Consider the following 21622-nt stretch of genomic DNA (forward strand, 5'->3'; position numbering starts at 1 on the left):
ACATTCAAGGCTATATTTATTGATTTTCAACAATAACTACTAATTCTTTAAAACTCAATAAATTTGCAGATTCACAGCATTTTAACATGAATAAAAGCATTTAAAAATAAGTGTGATTTAAACAATTAAAAAAGGTCACGCAAAAGCTTCACAATCTCATATCAGGTACTTCTATATGGTGGAAAATAAAGTATTTATTTTGTCCGAAAAAAACCTATTTTAACACAATCGCTTGCATAAAACAATAAAAAAAGCTTCTTTTTATTAAAAGAAGCTTTAAACTTTAAATAGAAAAATATTTATTTGAAACTGAATGCAAAAATCATTTCATTTAAATAATTTTCATTCGGCCTTATTATTGAATTTGGAAAGTGCTTATTATTAGGAGCATCAGGAAAATTCTGCGGTTCAAAACAAATGGCTGGAAACTTTTCATACTGACTTTCATTTGAAAATGGCAAAACCGGAAATTCCTCAGGAGTATAAACAACCATTGCCGGCTGATTCGAAAAAATATCCATATCTATACCGCTTTCTGACGAAGACAAAGACGCTTTCAGCTGTTTTTCATTAAACACAAAAGTATCGTCAAAACCTTTGAAATCGCCTCTTTTGATTTTAGCTTTTACATTTCGATCAAAAGCAGTGCCTTCAGATTTGTTCAATTTCCCTGTCGGAATCAATTGCGAATCAACATCTAAATAAAAATTACTGTTGATTTGCAATTCATGATCTAAAACAGAACCTTTTCCGTTTAAATTAAAATAAACATGACTGGTCAAATTTACAGGAGTTGCAAGATCAGTTGTTGCTTTATACGTTATTTTCACTTCATTTTCTGAAGTCAGCTGAAATAGCGCTTCAACATTTAAATTTCCAGGATAACCTTCTTCAAGATGTTTGCTTTTATATGAAAATACCACAAAATCATCAGCCACTTCTTTTACGGACCAAAACTTTTTGAAAAAGCCATTTTCTCCTCCGTGAAGATGAACGCCATTTTCATTTTCGATTTTATAAACAACATCATCAATCCCAAATTGACCGCCAGAAATTCGGCCGGCATATCTGCCAATACTTGATCCTAAAAAGAGTTTCACATTTGAGTAAGGCGTTTGAAGATAATCCGAAGCATTTTTCAAACCTGAAGCAACATCATAGACTTCACCTTTTGCATTTTTAACTTTCAGTCCAATTACTGTTGCACCAAAATTGGAAATTGTCATTTCCAGAGCGCTGTTATTTTTAATTGTAATTACCTCTAATTTTTCCATTTTGATGCAGTTAAAAACTTTTTTTCTTTCAGAAAAAATTACAAATTCATTTTTTTAGCATCTTCTATAAATTGGTTCAAACCAATATCCGTCAAAGGATGTTTCAACAAACCTTTAATCGCAGATAACGGACCTGTCATAACATCAGAACCGATTTTAGCACAATTGATTACGTGCATAGTATGTCGAACAGAAGCCGAAAGAATTTGAGTATTGAAAGCATAATTATCATAAATTTCTCTTATTTCAGCAATAAGATGCATTCCGTCAGTCGAAACATCATCTAATCTTCCTAAAAACGGAGAAACATAAGTTGCGCCAGCTTTTGCTGCAAGAAGCGCCTGACCAGCCGAAAAAACTAAAGTAACATTCGTTCTAATTCCTTTATCCGAAAAATATTTGCAAGCTTTGATTCCGTCAGCAATCATAGGCAATTTTACCACAATCTGCGGATGCAAAGCTGCAAGCTCCTCACCTTCTCTGATCATTCCGTCATAATCTGTCGAAATTACTTCTGCCGAAACATCTCCATCTACAATAGTGCAGATATCTAGATAATGTTTTAAAATATTGGCTTTTCCGGTAATTCCTTCTTTTGCCATTAGCGACGGATTTGTTGTTACGCCATCTAAAACACCTAATGCTTGTGCTTCTTTTATATCATTTAGATTTGCAGTGTCTATAAAAAATTTCATTGGTTTTTGGTTTTTATGTTAATAGAGTTCAAGACATCTCCAATTCATACGGTGATGAATCTTCGATGGAAATTAAAATGCGTTATGTTTAATTTGAATTGCAAAAAGTAAAAGAAATTACTTAGAAGAAAGCAGAAAAAATCCTGCTTGAATACGAAATTAATGATATGACCGTCGGTGCTTCAATCAGCCAACGGTCATATTTACTAATTAATTTACTCTGGCGCATCAACTAACCTTCAAATATGCACCAGAGAAGAAAAACTACAAAAAACAATCTTCATTCCGATTTTATCACCTCACCTAAAACCGAAAATTATTTTATGCAAAGCCGTATTTACAGCCTGTTAATCAATTAAATATATTGATTGATAATATTTTCAAACAATTCTTGTTTACCGCTTTGAAGATTTAATTCTCCATTTTCATGAGCGATAGTATAAAGATCTTTTAGGTTTAATTTTCCTTCAGCAAAATCTTTTCCTTTTCCAGAATCAAATGAGCTGTATCTTTCTGCTCTTAATTTTTCATAAGGGGAAGAAGTGATAATTTTATCTGCAGTCAATAAAGCTCTTGCAAATGTATCAGCTCCACCAATGTGTGCTAAGAAAACATCTTCTAAATCTGTAGAGTTTCTTCTGATTTTAGCGTCAAAGTTAACTCCACCACCTTGCAATCCGCCAGCTTTTAAGAAAACCAACATTGCTTCAGTAGTTTCTTGAATATTATTTGGGAATTGGTCTGTATCCCAACCATTTTGATAATCACCTCTGTTAGCATCGATACTTCCTAACATTCCCGCTTTTGCAGCAACTTCTAATTCGTGTTGGAAAGTATGTTGTGCCAATGTAGCGTGGTTTACTTCAATATTGATTTTGAAATCTTTATCTAAACCGTATTCTTTTAAGAATCCAATTGCTGTAGCCGAGTCAAAATCGTATTGGTGTTTTGATGGTTCCATTGGTTTTGGCTCTATAAAGAAAGTTCCTTTAAAACCTTGTGCTCTTGCATAATCTCTAGACATTGTTAAAAATTGTGCCATGTGGTCTAATTCTCTTCCCATATCTGTGTTTAGCAAAGACATATAACCTTCTCTACCTCCCCAGAATACATAGTTTTCTCCACCTAAAGCGATTGTTGCGTCTAAAGCTAATTTTACTTGTCCTCCAGCTCTTGCTACTACATTGAAATCTGGATTTGTAGCCGCACCGTTCATGAATCTTGGGTTTGAGAAACAGTTTGAAGTCCCCCAAAGCAATTTAATTCCAGACTCTGCTTTTTTGCCTTTTAAATATTCTGTAATAAAAGCCAAACGTTTTTCTGATTCTGCGAAAGTTGCCCCTTCAGCAATCAAATCGTAATCATGAAAACAGAAATAATCAAATCCCATTTTGCTGATAAATTCAAAAGCAGCATCTGCTTTATCTTTTGCCGCTTGATACGGATCTGAAGACTGATCCCAAGCAAAATTTTGCGTTCCTGGTCCGAATGGATCACTTCCTTGTCCGCAGAAAGTATGCCAGTAAGCGATAGCAAATCTAAAATGCTCACGCATTGTTTTTCCAGCTACAACTTGGTCTGGATTGTAATATTTAAATGCCAACGGATTGTCTGATTCCTTTCCTTCAAATTTAATTTGGCCAATACCTTTGTAGTATTCTTTATCTCCTAAAACTATCATTTTATCTTTTTATTTAGTTGTTAATATTAATTCTAATTCTTGTTTCCATTTTTTATAAGCCGTTTCGTATGGGGTTGCGTTATGAAGCGGTAAAAACGTCATTACGTGATCGTTGTCACTCACATTTGCTCCAAATTTGCTGTAATCACCGTCTTTTAAGCCAACCGCTCTCGCCGCGCCAACCGCTCCCGTTGTATTGTAAATTTCAATTTCGTGACCAATTAAAGTCGCAACCGTATTTGAGAAAATCTCTGAGCGGAAAAGATTATCATTTCCGGCTCTTATGACATTAACCGTCGCATTATCATCTTTTAAACATTCCATTCCGTACACAAACGAAAAAGCAATTCCTTCTAAAGAAGCTCGGAACAAATGCGCGCTATTATGAATATTTAAGTTGAGGTTTAAAAAATGAGTTCCAATGTTTTTATTGTTGAACATACGCTCTGCGCCATTCCCAAACGGAATAACCACAACGCCTTCCGAACCCACTTCAATATTCGAAGCTTTTTCATTCATTGCCTCATAACTTTCGTTGCCCATATTATTTCGAAGCCATCTGTACTGAATTCCCGCTCCGTTAATATTTAAAAGTTTACCAACTCTTGGCGTTTCTAATTCGTAGTTTACATGAACAAAATTGTTTACTCTTGTGCTTTTTCCAGAAGACATTTCGCTTACTGCATAAAAAACGCCCGAAGTTCCGCCTGTAGCTGCCACTTCTCCCGGATTCAAAACATTTAACGACAAAGCATTGTTTGGTTGATCTCCCGCTCTGTAAACAATCGGGATTCCTGCCGGAAGTCCTGATTCTACAGAAGCTTTTTCAGTAACAACGCCCTGATTTGTAAAATTTTCTACAATTTTTGGTGTTAATGATTGATCAATTCCGTAGTAATCTAAAAGCCAGTCGGCTACTTTATTTTCTTTATAATCCCAAAGCATTCCTTCAGACAAACCATTTTTAGTTGTCGTTACTTCGCCTGTCAATTTCAAAGCGATGTAATCACCGGGAAGCATGTATTTTGAGATTTTTTTATAAACTTCAGGTTCATTTTCTTTAACCCATTTTAGTTTCGAAGCCGTGAAATTCCCTGGCGAATTCAATAAATGCTCCATACATTTTTGTTCTCCAATTTCGGCGAAAGCCTTATTTCCAATTTCAACCGCACGACTGTCACACCAGATAATCGAATTTCGAAGCGCATTTCCTGCTGCATCCACAATCACCAATCCGTGCATTTGATACGAAATTCCAATTCCCTGAATTTTTGATGCATCAATATTTGCTTCGCGAATCGCTCTTTTGGTCGCTGTGCAAATGTGTTGCCACCAAATTTCAGGATCTTGTTCCGCCCAATCTGGGTGAATCGAAAGAATTTCCATTTCGTTCTGAGGCTCGTTCAAAACGATTACTTTTTTACCCGTTTCTGCTTCTACCAAGGCTGCCTTGACAGAAGAACTTCCAATATCATATCCAATATAATACATACTTACAATGATTCTCTTATTATTAATTTGGTCGGCACATAACACTTCGTTTCTTCGTCGTGCGTAATAAATGCCGCCGCTTTGGTTCCTATTTCTTTAAAATCAGTTGATACAACCGAAATTCCTTTGTATATAAATTTCTTCATTGGCGTTTCGTTATACGACAAAAATCCAACGTCTTTTCCAGGCTCAAAATCTTTCTCTTTGCACTGCTCTAAAAAGTGTCCCAAAATTCTGTCGCTCACACTGATATAAGCAATTCCTTTTTCGATATTGAACTTTTTCGGATCTGTAATAATTTCATATTCAAAATTAAAATCGGCACAGAATTTCTTAAAAAATGCAACCGTTTCATACGGATGATTCGTAAAATCCGGATAAACAAATTCTATTTTTTTATACTTTTTAAACAAATCAACGGCTTCAATTAAGGCGTCATAAAACGCTTTTCCAAAATCCTGAAAAACGTAATTATTCGTTTTATCAGCCTGAATATTCCAGTCAATCAAAAGCAGTTTATCGCCTGAAATTGCTGACAAAGTCGGAGCAATATCATTGTTGTCAAAATTCATCACCACATACTTATAATACTTCCCAATTCCGTTGTTGATGATCGTTTTAAAAACATCAATATTATAATGATGAAACTGCACATCAATAATCACATTATCAGGCAAATTATTCACAACCGAATGATATAAAACCTCTTTATAAGCCTTAAAAGTGTCTAAAACCAAAAGCACTTTTCTCGTTTCTCCGGCCACATAATATCCTTTATTCGGCACCGAATCAATCACATTTTGATCCTTCAAAATGCTGTACGCTTTAAAAACCGTATCTCTCGACAGCTGATTATTTTTGCAAATCGCATTTACAGATGGCAACAAATCGCCTTTCTGCAAAATATTCTCCGCAATCGCATTATTAATTCCATTTACCAACTGCTGGTATTTCGGAATATCACTATCATGATTTATCGTAAATACAAATTTTTCTTGTTCTTCGTTTAGCATACTGTTCCGTTCTGTTCTGGTATGCTAATTTAGATAAATTTCTTTTATAAAAAATTCTTTTAACTATAAAAATTGTTATTTTTTTTTTTAATGTATTTAATTGAAATAATTTGGGCGTGTCCCTCCGGGTCGGGCTATTCGTTTCAAGTCCTCGCACTTCCTTCGTCAGGCTCCGGGCTTTCCACTGCTATCCCTCACGCAAAACGGTTTCATAAGATGTGACAGAACATTAATTTTTCATAAGTTGTTGTACATAATTTAACCACAAAGTCCGCAAAGGTTTACGCAAGGTTCGCAAAGGATTTATCCAAAATAATTTCTAATCTCTCCATAGCCCTGGAAGAGCGTAATATTTATAGAAAATTCAAATCCACACAGATTAAAAGCTCCAGCGGAGCGACACATTTATCGTTAACAATATATCTCCCCGCTAGGGCTTTTCTAACTTAAACGTTCAAGAATTTTCTATAAATATTCCGTCCCTCTGGGACTTCTGAAAAACTATTACTCAAAATGCTCACTCGACGCATACATCGCCAAATACGTCCCCACAAAACCACCTGCTTCTTTTGTACTTAAAATTGATCCGTCAACATCTTTAATTAACAAATCCCACTTTTCTTTTTCCTTCGTTTTAAAATAAAAGCTATACAATCTTCCGTTTCCTTCAATCTTCACAAACACTGCTGCATCCGAATCTGAAAGTTCTTTTTTCGCAATAATTTCGGGTTTACTATTATTGATTTTACTCGCTGTTCTCTCAACAAAAACTTCTAGTTTTTTATCGGCATTCAAACGCTTTCCAATCAGTAAATAATGTTTTTCGTTCTGAAAAGCAGTCAAACCTGCAGCTGCTAAATTATCTTTTGGGTTAAATTCAAATCTTACAGAAGCTTCAAATTTTAAATGTTGTTGCCTTCTTCCAATAAAAGAGAAATTAGTCTCTGTATGAATCGATTCTTTTCTCGGTTCGATATATAATTTACCACCTTTTAAAGCATACCATTTTTCAGAAGGCGTTCTAATGAAATTCCATTTAAAACTTAATTCCTTCGAATCAAAATTATCTTGCCAGACAAAATTTCCGTTATTCGGTTCTGTTTTTTCTTTTGAAAGAGGAAGATTCGGACGCTTATTTTTCATCGGGAGCGGATTATTTCCTCCTTTAATTTCCGGCCAACCGTTTTTCCATTCAACCGGCATCATAAAAGTTTCTCTTCCTGTATTGTATAAATCGCCTTCATAAGGTCGGCATCCTAAAAATACGGACCACCAATCGCCATTTGGCAATTCCACAAAATCAGCATGACCAGTAGTTGAAACTAAATTTTGACGATTTGGATCCAAAGGCGTCTGCGTCAAAATTGGGTTTGAAGCATAACTTTCATACGGACCGTAAACATTCTTGCTTCTAAAAACAACTTCAGAATGATTAAAACCTGTTCCGCCTTGAGCGCAAATCATATAATAAAATCCGTCTTTTTTAAGCACGTGCGGACCTTCTATCCAAACTGGCTTTTTTGCCATATCAGTTCCACCGTTAATAACTAATTTAGGTTCTGTGATGATTTTCTGTTTTTCCAAATCGTATTCCAACATATAAATGGCGCGATGTCCATCATGAAGCGAAATATTATTTGGCGGAGGACCATTATGTGTGATATAAACTTTTCCATCTTCATCAAAGAAAATGTCTGGATCGATTCCATCAACTTCAGGAAGTTTAATAGGATTTGACCAAGGTCCCGCAGGATTTTTAGCTGTAACTATAAAATTCCCAACACCGCTCACATTGGTACAAATCACATAAAATGTTCCTTTGTTGTAACGAATAGTCGGTGCGTACATTCCTCCAGATAATCGCGAATTCCCAAAATTAGCTTGTTCACGACGGTTTATGATATTTCCTATTTGTTTCCAGTTTACCAAATCGGTACTTTCAGAAATTGGAAGCCCTGGAAAATAGCAAAAAGAAGAATTTACCAAATAAAATTTTCCTTCTGCCTTGCAAATCGTAGGGTCTGGATAAAATCCCGATAAAATAGGATTTAAATATTCCGCATCCGATTTAGAAATATTGACGTATGCATCATCTCTTCCTTGATAATTAAACCAGTCAAAAACAGCAGTATTTTCCTGAACAACCGGTTGTGGTTTCAGGAAAATTTTTTTACATGCCATTACACTAACCATAGAAAAGGTTAATACTGTAATTTTTAAACTAGCTGTTCTTAAGTCAATCATCTTCAGAATTAATTTTGAAAATCGTCTGTTTAATCTTCTTTATAAGGATCAATCGTTACAATAGAACCATCGGCATTATATTCAATTTTGGTCACTTTTATAGACCTTAAATGTGTTACTCCTTTTGACAAACTTGAATCGTGATAAAACAAATACCATTCGTTACTTACTTCACAGATTGAATGATGTGAAGTCCATCCTACAACAGGATTTAAAATTCTTCCCTGATATGTAAAAGGCCCGTATGGAGTGTCTCCAATCGCGTAACAAATGAAATGCGTATCACCTGTTGAATAGGAGAAATAATATTTTCCGTTGTATTTGTGAACCCATGACGCTTCAAAAAAACGACGGTCATTATCACCTGCTAGAAGTTCATTTCCGTTTTCATCAAGAATTTTAATCTCTTTTGGTTCTTCTGCAAATTCTTTCATATCATCCGTCAGCAAAGCCACAATCGGTCCTAATGCTTTTTCATTTGCATGAGGCTCCTCGTTTGATTTATCATAAATATTGTTTCTATATTTTTGAAGCTGTCCGCCCCAAATTCCTCCAAAATAGATATAAAACTTTCCGTCATGATCCTCAAAAACAGCCGGATCAATACTATAACTTTCTTTTATCGCCGTTTCTTCTGGCTGAAAAGGACCGGTTGGAGAGTCGCTTATTGCAACACCAATCTGGAAAATTCCATCTGCACGTTTTGCTGGAAAATACAAGTAATATTTTCCGTTTTTACAAGCTGCATCTGGTGCCCACATTTGTCGTACAGCCCAATGGACATCATCAACATGTAAAGCTACACCATGATCTACAGCTTCTGCATCGACGTTATCCATTGAAATAACGTGATAATCCTCCATTCCAAAATGATCTCCATTATCATTAAACGGAATTCCCGCATCAATATCATGCGACGGATAGATATATATTTTGCCGTTAAAAACGTGTGCTGATGGATCGGCAGTATAAATATGATTTACTAAGGGATTAGAAATCGCGCGCCTATCTAACGCGGCAAAGTCTATGTTTTCAATACTATCTTCAGGCATGTTCTCTTTTTTTATTTTTTTTAAATACACTAAACTCTTCTTTCTTTTAAGTCAGATTCAATCTGCACTTCCATTTTCTTGTCGATTTTGTAGAAAAACAATAATCCAACACCAATTAGGAAAGGTATTGCCGGAAAAATACTGACAAGCAATTTTATTCCGTTTATAGCAATATCGCTCTGTTGTGGAGCATTTGGTACATAATTAAAATGCCCTAGCAACGAAGTTGTCAAAGCACCTCCAATACTCAAACCAGCTTTTAAACCAACCATCATCGCTGAAAAAATAATGGCTGTTGCTCTTCTATTATTCAGCCATTCAGAATAATCAGCAACATCGGCAATCATCGCCCAGAGAAGCGGAATTGTTATTCCGTAGAAAAATCCATGCAGAATTTGGGAGAAAAATATAAAGCCAATTGAGGTTGACGGAAAGAAATAAAAAGCAATAATAAAAAGTGTCGAAATGAATAAAAACAAACCAAATACATTTCGCTTTCCGTATTTATCCGCAAGATTTTTAGACAATGTAATTCCGACGATCATAAAAATAATACCGCCGGCATTAAACAATCCAAATCCGGCTGCAACGGGATCATTCCCAAAATGGTTCAAACCAATGCTTGACAAAGTATCTAAAATAGGCTGAATAAAAATGGCTAATTGATCCTTATCTACATAGTTTTCGAAATAATACACATACGACCCGCCTTTCATTGCCAACGTGATAAAAACCAAAGTTGTAAGCGAAAGCATGATTACCCATGGTCTGTTTTTTACCAAATCGCTTAAATCTTCTTTTACACTTGATTTTTGTTCCGGCTTTGGAATAATTCTTTCCTTTGTCGTCAAAAAAGTGATTAAAAGCATGATAGTACCAACAATTGCTAAAACGGTCATCACTTTTTCGATACCAACAGCTTTGTCCCCGTTTCCGGCACTTTTTATAATTCCAAGCATAAATACCTGAACAAAAAACTGCGCAAACATAACTGCCACAAAACGGTACGCAGACATGCTGTTGCGCTCGCCCATATCACCCGTAATTACACCGCTTAATGCAGAATAAGGCAAATTATTTCCTGCATAAAAAAGCAATAACATACTATAAGTCGCTACGGCATAAATTACTTTGCCTTGATAAGAAAAATTTGGTGTTGTAAAAGCCAATAATGCAATTACTCCTAACGGCACAGCAGTCCATAAAATCCACGGTCTGAATTTCCCCCATTTTGAAGTTGTTCTGTCTGCCAAAACACCAATTATAGGATTAAAAATAAAAGCCGCAATCAAACCGACAACCAGCATTATTATGGAAGAATGCGCTGGTGATAATCCGTAAATGTCAGTATAAAAATACGCCAGATAAGTCATTAAAGTCTGAAAGACCAAATTTGCGGCTAGATCACCTAAGCTATATCCAATTTTTTCTTTTATGGATAATTTTTGGGAATTAAAATTCATTATTGGTTCGTGGTTATTTTGGTTAGTTTCATAATCAATACTTGTAAAAATTTTGATTATTTAGTTAGCTCTTGCACTGATTTCAAAAGGCTTCCACTTAAGCAATCGGTTGTGTAAATTTAGTAAAAAAAATATACCATCCAAATTTACTTTGCGTTATTGCATAATTTTCACAAAAACAGTCTGTAAGGATTCTCAATAAATAGAATTCGCACTCTTTCTTATTCTTTTTTCTCTTTAAGCTGCAGAATACTGTCGTATGCTTTTTTATGTTTTAATTGAGCATCAAACGGCAACGGATAATTTGTTCTACCTTTTATAGGCCAGTCGTTTAACCAAGATTGTCCGTCATGAACTCCCCAAAAAGTAACTCTGCTTATTTTATCTTTATGTTTTAAAAATAATTTGAAAATAGAAGCATATCGCTCTGCCAATTTATTCTGAATAGAATCTGGCAACGCTTTTGGATATGGATTCATTTTATCATTTCCTTCAAATTTCTGATTCACATCTGCACCTTTTAAATCCCAAGGATTTGGCAAAACTGTAATATCTAATTCTGTAAAAGCCACTTTAATTCCTAAAGCTGAATATTCCAAAATACTTTTTTCGATTTCTTCAATTGACGGACTTGCTAATCGCCAATGTCCTTGAATTCCTACTCCATCTACTTTTCCTCCCGCTGCTTTTATTTTTTTGATCAAAGCAATTGCTCCAGCTCTTTTTGCAGGTTCTTCAATATTATAATCGTTGTAATACAAATCGACTTTCGGATCTGCTTTTGCTGCTAATTTGAACGCATCAACTAAATATTGCTCTCCAAGCGTATTCAAAAAAACCGATTTTCTTAAAGTTCCATCATCATTCAAAGCTTCATTGACAACATCCCAAGAACCAATTCTTCCTTTATATTTTGAAACAATCGTTGTAATATGATCTTGCATAAAAGCCTTCATTTCGGTACTGTCTTTTATTTTTTCCATCCAAGGCGCTAATTGGCTGTGCCAAATCAATGTATGTCCGTGAATAAACATTTTATTTTTCTCACCATACGCCACAAATTTGTCCGCCAAAGTAAAATCATACTTATCCTTCTGCGGATGCACAAACATTGATTTCATAATGTTTTCTGCTGTAATGGCATTAAACTCTTTTTTGATCAATGAATCTTCTTTGGTATTTTTTTCTTGAATTTGATCTGCGCTTAAAGCCGTACCGATATAAAAATCGTTTTTATAAGCGTCTTTTAATGACAACGTTTCTTTTTTCGAAGAACAGCTTACCATCAGCAACGTTGCGACGGCAAATACATAAGGGTTAATAAATTTCATATTTTGTGGTTTTAATAGTTAATAGTTTTTTTCTTTTTCAGACTTACTTCGCTTTGTTTTGTCATTTCTTCCTAAAACTCTCAGGCGGTCCTAAATACGACTCCAGAACTTTTCCTTCTTCAGTTTCAATTACAATTTTCTGAAGCACTAATGCTGCATCAACAGCATAAATTTTCAAAACATGATTTCCTGAATTTTCTACTATATGTGAAGAAGTTATAATTTTAATATTATTCGCAACTGATTCAGCCCAATTTTTCTCTGAAGAATCTGCATTAAGGTTCATGATTTGCGGTTTTTCCGAATCAAAACCAATTCCGTATTTTAAACCGTCTCCCATTTTAAAATTAATTGTCGGTGAAAAATAAGCCTTTACTTTTACATTTCCTTTGCTAAAAAAATGAACATCGTATTCTAATCTTGGCGAATTTTCCGAGATTTCAATCGGCTGAATATTCGAAGGTTTTATTGTAATTCCAGAATCTGTTTTACCAAGATTTGGAATAATTGTCCATTTTACTGCATCCGAATTTATTGCTTTAGAATAATTTTTACTTTCTATCGAGATATAACCGTTGTCCTCAATAAAACCGCGAACATGATCTAAATTTCTATTTTTATTAATTGATGTTTCAGCCTTCTCAGAAATTTTCGCTTCAGCTTTATTAGAAACCTCAATTCTTTTCGTTTTCGGAATTACATTTTTATCCGGCTGTTGCCAATTTGTATAACCAATATGAGTTTGCGACATCATATGATTCCATTTGCCGTTTGCCATTTTGGTATGATAATAATTCGTCAACAGACTGTCTTTTTCAAATAATACTTTTACTTTTTCAGCATAATCATTTGCAGAAGCTCTTCCCTGCTCTGCGTATAAATGATTTTTGGCTGTTGCAACATACAATTCATTCAAATTTGCACTTGCCAAAACCGGAAATAAAACCAACTGATAATAAGCATCTTTGTATTCTGGCTTTAATTTTTCGTTTATGGAATTTGCTTTTTCAACCAATTTCTGATAATCCCCTAAAATGCGATCTGCTTCGTTATAATTAGTGATACTGTACGTTTTCTCATCTAATAATTCAGGTTTTCTGCGTGCATTGTATTTGGTGTACAATTTTAAAATCTCCGCAATTTCTCCCGTAAATTGATTTCCAAAATTCTCTTTTGCCCAATTCACATAATAATCTTGTAAATTTCCGGCATTGAACTTTTCAGGATTCCAAGCCATATCGAGAAAAAACTCAATTGGTAATTCCATTGGTTTTATATCGCCAACATTTACAATCCAGATTTTATCAACTCCGTGTTCATAAGCCAAATCCATTTGCTCCCAAGTACGCTCGATTTGGTTGGTATTGATCCATTTATAATTTCGAGGTCCGCCCACATAATCGTAATGATAATAAATTCCGTAACCGCCTTTTCTAGGTTTTGCATCGAGTTCCGGCAGTTTTCTAATATTTCCCCAATTATCATCGCACAATAAAAGCGTTACATCATCTGGAACTGTCATTCCTTTGTCATAATAATCTTGAACTTCTTTGTAAAGCGCCCACATTTGAGGCGTTTCTTCAATTGGCTTTTTAGTAACTTCCTGGATGATATTTCTTTGTGTTTTTACGATATTTTCCAAAAGCCCAATTGCGGTTCCTTCTGTCATTGGTTCATCGCCGTCGCCTCGCATTCCGATGGTAACAATGGTTTCTTTATTTCCCATTCTTTTAATTCCGTCTTTCCAAAAAGTAGTCAAAGCTTCAGAATTAGAATTAAAATCCCATTTCCCTTTTTCTTTTCCCCATTCAGCGTGCGCTCTCGTTAAGGGTTCGTGATGTGAAGTTCCCATTACAATTCCGTATTCATCGGCCAAAACAGCATTCTGCGGATCATCTACATAAAACATTCTTCCCCACATTGCCGGCCATAAATAATTGCCTTTCATTCTCAAAATCAATTCAAAAACAGTGTCATAAAATTTCGAATTGAATCCGCCGTATTTTTCATAAGCCCAGCCTGTTAGTGCCGGCGCTTCATCATTTATAAAAATACCGCGATATTTTACTTTTGGCTCGCCTTGCGAATGAATTCCCGGTAAAACATGCAATTCCGATTGTTTTTTGACTGGAACATCGGCCCAAAAATACCATGGAGAAATCCCAATCTGGCTTGACAAATCGTAAATTCCGTAAATCGTTCCGCGTTTATCTGAACCTGCGATTACTAAAGCTTTTTTAATTCCTTTAAACGGATTTTCGACAATTTGTGTGGTAAATTTTTCCCATTTTCCCTGAAGCTGGCTGGCATCAATTTTTCCGTCTTTGACTAATTGATTGATAATTTCACTTTTCCCTAAAGTTCCGATAATAACCACAAAATCTTCGGCTTCAGAAATCGTTTTTATTCGTTTTGGATGCAAATCTGAAACTTTAAAAATATCATTTTCAAAATGCCCCGCAACTTTCAAAACGCCTGAAAAATCAGTTGAACTGACTAAAATTGAAGCTGTTTTACCTTTTGAAACCAGAGGAAAGTTTTTGGAAGAAGCTTTATTAACTATGTATTTATCTGGATTTATGGCATATGAATTTGTGCTTAATCCAGCTAGGAAAAGCGATAAAATAATATAACAAGTTTTAATTTTTAAATACATAGAGTCACAAACTTTTTTATTTAATCTCGCAAAGTCGCTGAGTCGCTAAGGTTTTTACTTATTTTAAGCCTTAAAAAACTCTGCGCCTTTGCGTCTTTGCGAGAAATTCTCAGCGCGAAAGACTTAGAAACTTTATTTACAAATTCAATTTATAAGCAATTCCCATTTCCAAGCCTCTCAATTCTGCCAAACCTTTTAATCGTCCTGTCAATGAATACCCTGGGTATGTTTCTATTTTTTCATCAACGGCGTGTAAAAAACCATGATCAGGACGCACTGGCAGACTTATCTTTGTCTTATTCATCAGCAACAGGATTTTTTCTAGAATAACTTCCATTTTCACATCGCCATTTAAATGTTCTGATTCACGGAAAATGGTTTCGCTTTCGCGGATGGTATTTCTCAGATGTAAAAAGTGAATTCTATCTCCATAATCATCAATTATTTTTTCCAGATTATTTTTTGGATCCGCGCTTAATGAACCTGTGCAATAACATAATCCATTTGCTGTTGAAGGAACCTCATCGAAAATCGCCTTTAAGTCGGTTTCTGTGGAAACAATTCTTGGCAAACCTAAAACTGAAAAAGGCGGATCATCAGGATGAATTGCTAATTTAGATCCAACTTCTTCTGCAATTGGCGTAACTTCGGATAAAAAGTAAATCAGATTTTCTCTTAATTTTTGATTGTCGATTTCGGCATAATTTTCCAAAAGTGCCAAAATTTGTTCGGCCGTAAAATTGATTTTACTTCCCGGTAATCCTAGTAAAACATTTTTAAACAATAATGCTTTTTCATCTTCAGATAATTGTTTTCCAAATAGCAACGCTTTTTCTTTTTCTAAATCCGAATAATCGTTTTCTGAGTTTGGTCTTTTTAAAAGAAAAACATCAAAAAAAGTAAATGCATCTTGATTGTATAATAAAGCTTTGCTTCCGTCAGAATTAATAAAATTATGATGTGTTCTTACCCAATCCAGAATCGGCATGAAATTATAGGTAATGATTTTGATACCGCATTCAGCCAGATTCTTTAAACTGATTTTATAATTTTCAATGTACTGAAGATAATTTCCAGAAGCTCTTTTAATTTCTTCATGAACCGGAAGACTTTCCACAACCGACCATTCCAATCCAGCATTTTTAATGATTTGCTGTCTTTCTTTAATCTCATCAATTGTCCAGATTTCTCCAACGGGAATATGATGCAAAGCGGTAACAATTCCGGTTGCTCCAGCTTGTTTGATATCTAATAAGGTAACGTTGTCTTGAGGTCCAAACCAACGCATTGTTTGTTGCATTTTTGCCATAGTGACTGTTTTTTTTTAATCTCTGAAAGTCGCAAAGTTTTTTTTTATTCTTTATTTTTTAATCTCGCAAAGTCGCAGAGTCGCAAAGTTTTATTATAAAAACTTAAAAAGAATCTCTTTGCGCCTTTGCGTCTTTGCGAGAAATTTTCAACGCTTATTAAAACCCAATACTATTTCCGCCATCAACAGGCAAAATAGTTCCGGTTGTGTATTTTGATTCGCTTAAAGCGAAATAATAAACCGCATCAGCAATATCCGAAGGTTCTCCTAAAAATCCCATTGGTGTTCTTCCTAACACTTTGTTTTTTCTTTCTGGATCGCTGTCCAAAGCTTTAGCCGACATTTTAGTTTTGATAAAACCTGGAGCAACGCAATTAACGCGAATTCCAAACGGAGCCAATTCTACTGCCATCGCACGCGTCATTGATTCGATTGCGCCTTTGCTCGCTGAATACGCTATTACTTTCGGGATTCCGTATTGCGATGCCATCGAACTGATGTTTACAATACTTCCTGCACCATTTTCTTTCATGTTTTTTACAACTGCTTTGCTCACAGCAAAAACACTCAAAAGATTGGTATGAATTATCGAAAGAAAATCTTCATCGGTAACGTCTAAAAATTCTTTTTTTAAGTTGATTCCGGCATTGTTTACCAAAATATCAATTGGGCCATTTTTAGTAATATTTTCAATCATTGCTGGAATTCCAACCAAATCATTCAAATCAAAAATTACCGGAACAGCATTTTCTCCAATTTCTTTGCAAGCTTCTTCTGTCTTTTCTTTTGATCTTCCTATTATGTAAGTTGTGATGCCATTATCACAAAGTTTTTTTGCTGTTGCAAATCCTAAACCCGAATTTCCTCCGGTAACAATTGCCGATTTCTTGCTCATAATTTTTAAAATATTTTTACTGCTATTTTTTTAAACACATAGAAACATAGTCTCTCTTTGTCTAAAGAGGCGTTTCACTTGCATTAAAACATCCCGATAGCTATCGGGACTATGTGTGAGAAACTAGTTTCTTTCTTTAATCTTTTTTAAGCTAAATATATATCTATGTTTCTATGTGTTAATTTTATTATTTATCCATTTCCTGGTGCAAATGGGAATTTTAATGATTTAAAATAATCTAATGTCTGTGTTGGTTTTTCTACTCCCGCTGGAAGTTCTTTACCCGAATATTGCTGAAAATAAAGCAAACAGGCATCACGCCACCATTTTGCTTCTTTGTTCTGAATTTCTAATAACATTTGAACTTCATTAAAACGTTCAGCGTCAATATATTTTTCCGTTTTATTCCAAATGTTCTGCATTGTTACCACTTGGTTTACGCCTTCTTGATATTTGAGTGCCAAGCCATTCCAAAGCGTTTGGCCGTTTTTCAGTTTATAATCCCACGAAACGTGATGAAACCATAATAAATCTTTCTCAGGGCAGGTTTCTAAGTTATCAAAAAGCTTTTCAACCTCAATTGCGTATTGCGCTGTAGCATTTGTCCCCGATTTTGATCGGTCAAAACCAATTCCGTTTTTATCTGCTTTATGGTAATACACCGGATTCCATTCTGGTCTCGATAAATTCGAAACCCATGGTCCTGGTCCATAATGATGACCTGTGTCCATAATGTGATGCAGACCAAGTGGCGTCATGTAATTCACAACCGCTTCACGAGAATCTATCATCATTTTTTTAACTGGTTTAATGAAATTTTCATCATTTGAGAAAGTGCTTCTTAACCATTCATCAGCGATAACTTCAGAATCTAAATAAGGATTCCAAGCCAATCTTCCGAAACCATACCAATTCGCTTGTGCGAAAGGATGTCCAGTCCAGTTTAAATCATTTCCAATATTGGCAACGCCGGCAATTCCGGTAATTTTATTATTGTATAAAGAGCCATCAACAACTTTTGCAACAGTTGAACCTTTTCCTTTTCGATACGTATCTGATTCTAAAACTTCTTGAAATAATTTAGGGAGAAAAACCAAATGTGTGCTGAAACCCAAATATTCCTGTGTAATTTGAAACTCCATCATTAAAGGTGTTTTTGGCATGGCACCAAATAATGGATGAAAAGGTTCACGTGGCTGAAAATCGATTGCTCCGTTTTTAACCTGAACGATTACATTTTCTTTGAATTTTCCGTCATACAGTTGAAATTCGGCGTAAGCTTGTTTGGCACGGTCATTCGCATCATGTTCTGAATATACAAAGGCTCGCCACATAATTACGCCACCAAAAGGCGCAACAGCATCAGCAAGCATATTTGCTCCGTCAACATGATCTCTTCCATAATTTTGCGGACCTGGCTGACCTTCCGAATTTGCTTTTACCAAAAAACCTCCAAAATCCGGAATTCGTTTGTAGATTTCGACCGCTTTATTTTTCCACCAATTCATCACTTCTGGATCTTTTGGATCGGCAGTTTTTAGGTTTCCAATTTCAATTGGCGCCGAAAATCTTGCCGTTAAATACACTTTTATTCCGTACGGTCTAAAAACATTGGCTAAAGCCTCTACTTTTTCTAAATATTGCGGTGTTAGGATTAAAGCGTTTGCATTTACATTGGTCAAAACTGTTCCGTTAATTCCAATTGAAGCATTCGCTCTAGCGTAATCAACATAACGTTGATCAATAAAATCAGGCAGTTTTTGCCAGTTCCAGAGTGAAAATCCGGCATAACCTCTTTCAACTGTCCTGTCTAAATTATCCCAATGATTTAAAATTCGAATATTTGTTTTTGGAGAATCGCTAATACTCAAATTTTTAAGCGACGTATTTGTCTGCATTAATCTCAGGAAACTAAAAACACCGTACAAAACAGCAACATCATTTTTTCCTGTAATAATCAACTGCTTTTTATTTTTTAGAACAACCAATTTAATGATAAAACCTTCTGAATTTATTTTATCAAAATCAGATTGAAGTGTTTTCTGCAAATCAGAATTCAAAGAAGGTTTACTGCCAATAATCAAGTTATTTTCGCCTTCAATTTCCGTTTTAATCTGTGGCTTTTGATCCAACATACTCAAAATGCCAGTTTCTAATTCTTTTATCGAAATTTTTAAGGTTTCTGAATTTCCTAGAGAAACAATATTCTTAAGGTTGCTTTTATATTCTGAAGCAATTGCAGGATTTGTTATTTTATTATACTGAAGCCATAATTTATAATCCTTTTGAGCCAAAGCCGAAAAAGAAATTAGAACAAACAGGAAAACAAATCTTGATAACTTCATTTTATTATTCTTTAAAATTTTCATTTTGAAAGAATCAATGTTTTAAACCGCAATAAGAATATTTGATAAAAATTTAATCTAAAAAATACATTATTGCAAATAAAACAACAATTGCAATCGGTTGCGTAAAAATATAAGATTGTTAGAGAAGAAAAAAATTTTAACTCCACTTTTTTCAAAAAAATAATTTTACAGACAAATAAAAGCATCCTAATTTAAAAAACTGTCCTGCACTTTCTTTGCTTTGAAAATTCCTCACTTAGACTGGAAGAATACTGAAAACCGAACGCCAAGATTCAAGATTTTTCATCAAAAAAACTGTACTGTTTAAAGCACTGGAATTGACTTTTATTAAGGCGATATTTCTTAAACCATAAAAATTAAAATATTAAGATATTTTTTATAAATTTGAGTAGAAATACCGATTTCCCCCAAATCATTTTTTTGCACAGATTACCTTTTATTTTCAATGTTTCATTACAAGGACTAATAACGTAAATCAAAAAAAAATGAAAAACTTTACCTTTGCTGTTATTCTTTTATTTGGGTATTTTTCAAATTCTTCATTTGCATATTCAAACAAAAATCTGAACTTTTCTTCAGAAAAAAAGAATCATTTTCTTGTTACCGCTCCCGAAATTTCGAGTGCCGTAATTACCACTTTTTTTAAAAAATATTCTGATTTAAAAGCCTATCAAAGCGATGTTGCCAAATTATATCAGGACAAAGCATACAAAGCTATTTGGTATGAAAACAATGATATCAATGAGTTTGGATATCTTTTATATCATAAATTAAACTCCACTTACGAAGAAGGTGTTCAAATTGAAATTCCATATAAAAACAAACTTGACGAAATTTTTAATGAGGAATCAAAATCTAAATCAAAAATTTCAGACACTGACACAGAACTTTTACTGAGTTCCATGTATATTTTATACGCCAAACATGTTTATCAAGGAATTAATGCCGAAGAACAAAACAAAATTCAATGGTATCTGCCAAAGAAAAAATTGTCTTATGAAACGTTATTAGATTCAATTGCTAGTAATCCTGAATTATTAAAGGAAAACAAGCATGTTCTTTTTAGCCAATATTATAAACTTCAAGAAGTTTTAAAAAAATACCGCGAAATCGAGAAAAGCAATCAATGGACTCCAATCTATATGGACAACCCGTATCAAGATTTGCGTCCTGATGCTACTTCTCAAACCATTGCCGATGTTAGACATCGCTTATTCATAATTGGCGATTTAGCCAACGATTCTAAAAGCAATTTTTATGATCAAGAATTGATGGACGGTGTAATGAAATATAAAGTGCGACATGCATTGGCACCAAATTATATACTTTCGAAAGAACATATTGACCAAATGAATGAACCGATTAGCGATCGTATTAAAACCATAATGCTAAATATGGAACGTTGCAGATGGATTCCGCCTTCCTTGGAAGATCAAGACGAATATGTGATGGTCAACATTCCGTCGTTTATGCTGTATTTTGTAAGAGATAAAAAATTTGATATTGTTTCGAAGGTTTTTATTGGAACTCCATTGACCAAAACGGTGATTTTCAGTGGTCAGATTGATCGAATTGTTTTTAGTCCATATTGGTATGTTCCGACAAGTATTATCCAAAATGAATTAAAACTAAAAATGGCCGAAGACAAAAATTATCTGGCCGATCATGGAATGGAATGGAACGGCGGGAAAGTAAGACAAAAACCGGGGCCTGATAATGCATTAGGACTTGTAAAATTCATGTTCCCAAATCCTAATGATATTTACATGCACGACACCCCGTCTAAATCTTTGTTTGGGTTTGAAAAACGTATTTTCAGTCACGGCTGTATTAATGTCGAAAAAGCGAAAGAACTTGCCATTTCAATGATGAAAGATTATCCGGACTGGACAATTGAAAAAATAAATGCAGCAATGAGTGGCGAAAAAGAAACACCCTTTTTCTTAAAGAAAAAGATCCCGATTTACATAGGTTATTTTACCGCTTGGGTAACAAGAGATGGAGAAATGAATTTTTATCCTGATGTTTATCAAAGAGATACTCGCCTAAACGGAATGTTATTTCCAAATGACACGGCTTACAAATCTGATAAAGAATAGACCTAATAAACCTCATCAATAAACCTCCCAAAATAAAAGTCGTTTTGGGA

14 protein-coding genes are annotated in these 21622 nt (G+C 34.6%); 1 reads left to right on the forward strand and 13 read right to left on the reverse strand.

Going from position 1 to position 21622, the window contains the following annotated elements; all coding sequences use genetic code 11:
* Positions 1-299 precede the first annotated feature (299 nt).
* The 13 genes from RB619_RS09380 to RB619_RS09440 all read right to left on the reverse strand — a co-directional run bounded on the left by RB619_RS09380 (position 300) and on the right by RB619_RS09440 (position 19449).
* Entirely contained in the window at positions 300-1274 is a 975-nt protein-coding gene (locus RB619_RS09380) for an aldose epimerase family protein (protein ID WP_308096711.1), read from the reverse strand.
* Between the two features lie 38 nt (positions 1275-1312).
* Positions 1313-1969 carry a fructose-6-phosphate aldolase gene (gene fsa, locus RB619_RS09385; RefSeq protein ID WP_308096713.1) on the reverse strand — a complete coding sequence of 219 codons (657 nt, stop codon included), beginning with the start codon at positions 1967-1969 and terminating at the stop codon, positions 1313-1315.
* A 355-nt stretch (positions 1970-2324) separates the two neighbouring features.
* Positions 2325-3650, reverse strand: a complete 1326-nt coding sequence (gene xylA / locus RB619_RS09390) for a xylose isomerase (RefSeq protein WP_308096715.1) — start codon at positions 3648-3650, stop codon at positions 2325-2327.
* Between the two features lie 9 nt (positions 3651-3659).
* Positions 3660-5141 (reverse strand): FGGY-family carbohydrate kinase, encoded by a 1482-nt coding sequence (locus RB619_RS09395; RefSeq protein WP_308096717.1) that lies wholly within the window; start codon positions 5139-5141, stop codon positions 3660-3662.
* Positions 5142-5143: 2 nt separating this feature from the next.
* Positions 5144-6154: a GntR family transcriptional regulator gene (locus RB619_RS09400; RefSeq protein WP_308096719.1), complete on the reverse strand. Its 1011-nt coding sequence runs from the start codon at positions 6152-6154 to the stop codon at positions 5144-5146.
* A gap of 504 nt (positions 6155-6658) precedes the next feature.
* Positions 6659-8398 carry a glycoside hydrolase family 43 protein gene (locus RB619_RS09405; RefSeq protein ID WP_308096721.1) on the reverse strand — a complete coding sequence of 580 codons (1740 nt, stop codon included), beginning with the start codon at positions 8396-8398 and terminating at the stop codon, positions 6659-6661.
* A 29-nt stretch (positions 8399-8427) separates the two neighbouring features.
* Positions 8428-9450 (reverse strand): glycoside hydrolase family 43 protein, encoded by a 1023-nt coding sequence (locus tag RB619_RS09410; protein ID WP_308096723.1) that lies wholly within the window; start codon positions 9448-9450, stop codon positions 8428-8430.
* A gap of 29 nt (positions 9451-9479) precedes the next feature.
* On the reverse strand, positions 9480-10913 hold the full coding sequence (locus RB619_RS09415) for an MFS transporter (RefSeq protein ID WP_308096725.1): 1434 nt from the start codon (positions 10911-10913) through the stop codon (positions 9480-9482).
* 221 nt (positions 10914-11134) lie between these two features.
* Positions 11135-12244: an endo-1,4-beta-xylanase gene (locus RB619_RS09420; RefSeq protein ID WP_308096727.1), complete on the reverse strand. Its 1110-nt coding sequence runs from the start codon at positions 12242-12244 to the stop codon at positions 11135-11137.
* Between the two features lie 61 nt (positions 12245-12305).
* Positions 12306-14900, reverse strand: coding sequence for a glycosyl hydrolase 115 family protein (locus RB619_RS09425; protein ID WP_308096729.1), 2595 nt, complete (start codon positions 14898-14900; stop codon positions 12306-12308).
* A gap of 136 nt (positions 14901-15036) precedes the next feature.
* A complete protein-coding gene (uxuA, locus tag RB619_RS09430) occupies positions 15037-16200 on the reverse strand; it encodes a mannonate dehydratase (RefSeq protein WP_308097199.1) in 1164 nt (387 codons plus the stop codon).
* A 166-nt stretch (positions 16201-16366) separates the two neighbouring features.
* Positions 16367-17104 (reverse strand): SDR family oxidoreductase, encoded by a 738-nt coding sequence (locus RB619_RS09435; protein ID WP_308096731.1) that lies wholly within the window; start codon positions 17102-17104, stop codon positions 16367-16369.
* 191 nt (positions 17105-17295) lie between these two features.
* Entirely contained in the window at positions 17296-19449 is a 2154-nt protein-coding gene (locus RB619_RS09440; protein ID WP_308096733.1) for an alpha-glucuronidase family glycosyl hydrolase, read from the reverse strand.
* Between the two features lie 509 nt (positions 19450-19958).
* Here RB619_RS09440 and RB619_RS09445 point away from each other — a divergent pair.
* A complete protein-coding gene (locus tag RB619_RS09445; protein WP_308096735.1) occupies positions 19959-21572 on the forward strand; it encodes a L,D-transpeptidase family protein in 1614 nt (537 codons plus the stop codon).
* The last annotated feature ends 50 nt before the right edge of the window (positions 21573-21622 follow it).

Source organism: Flavobacterium sp. LHD-80 (genome assembly GCF_030929605.1).
Taxonomy (GTDB): domain Bacteria; phylum Bacteroidota; class Bacteroidia; order Flavobacteriales; family Flavobacteriaceae; genus Flavobacterium.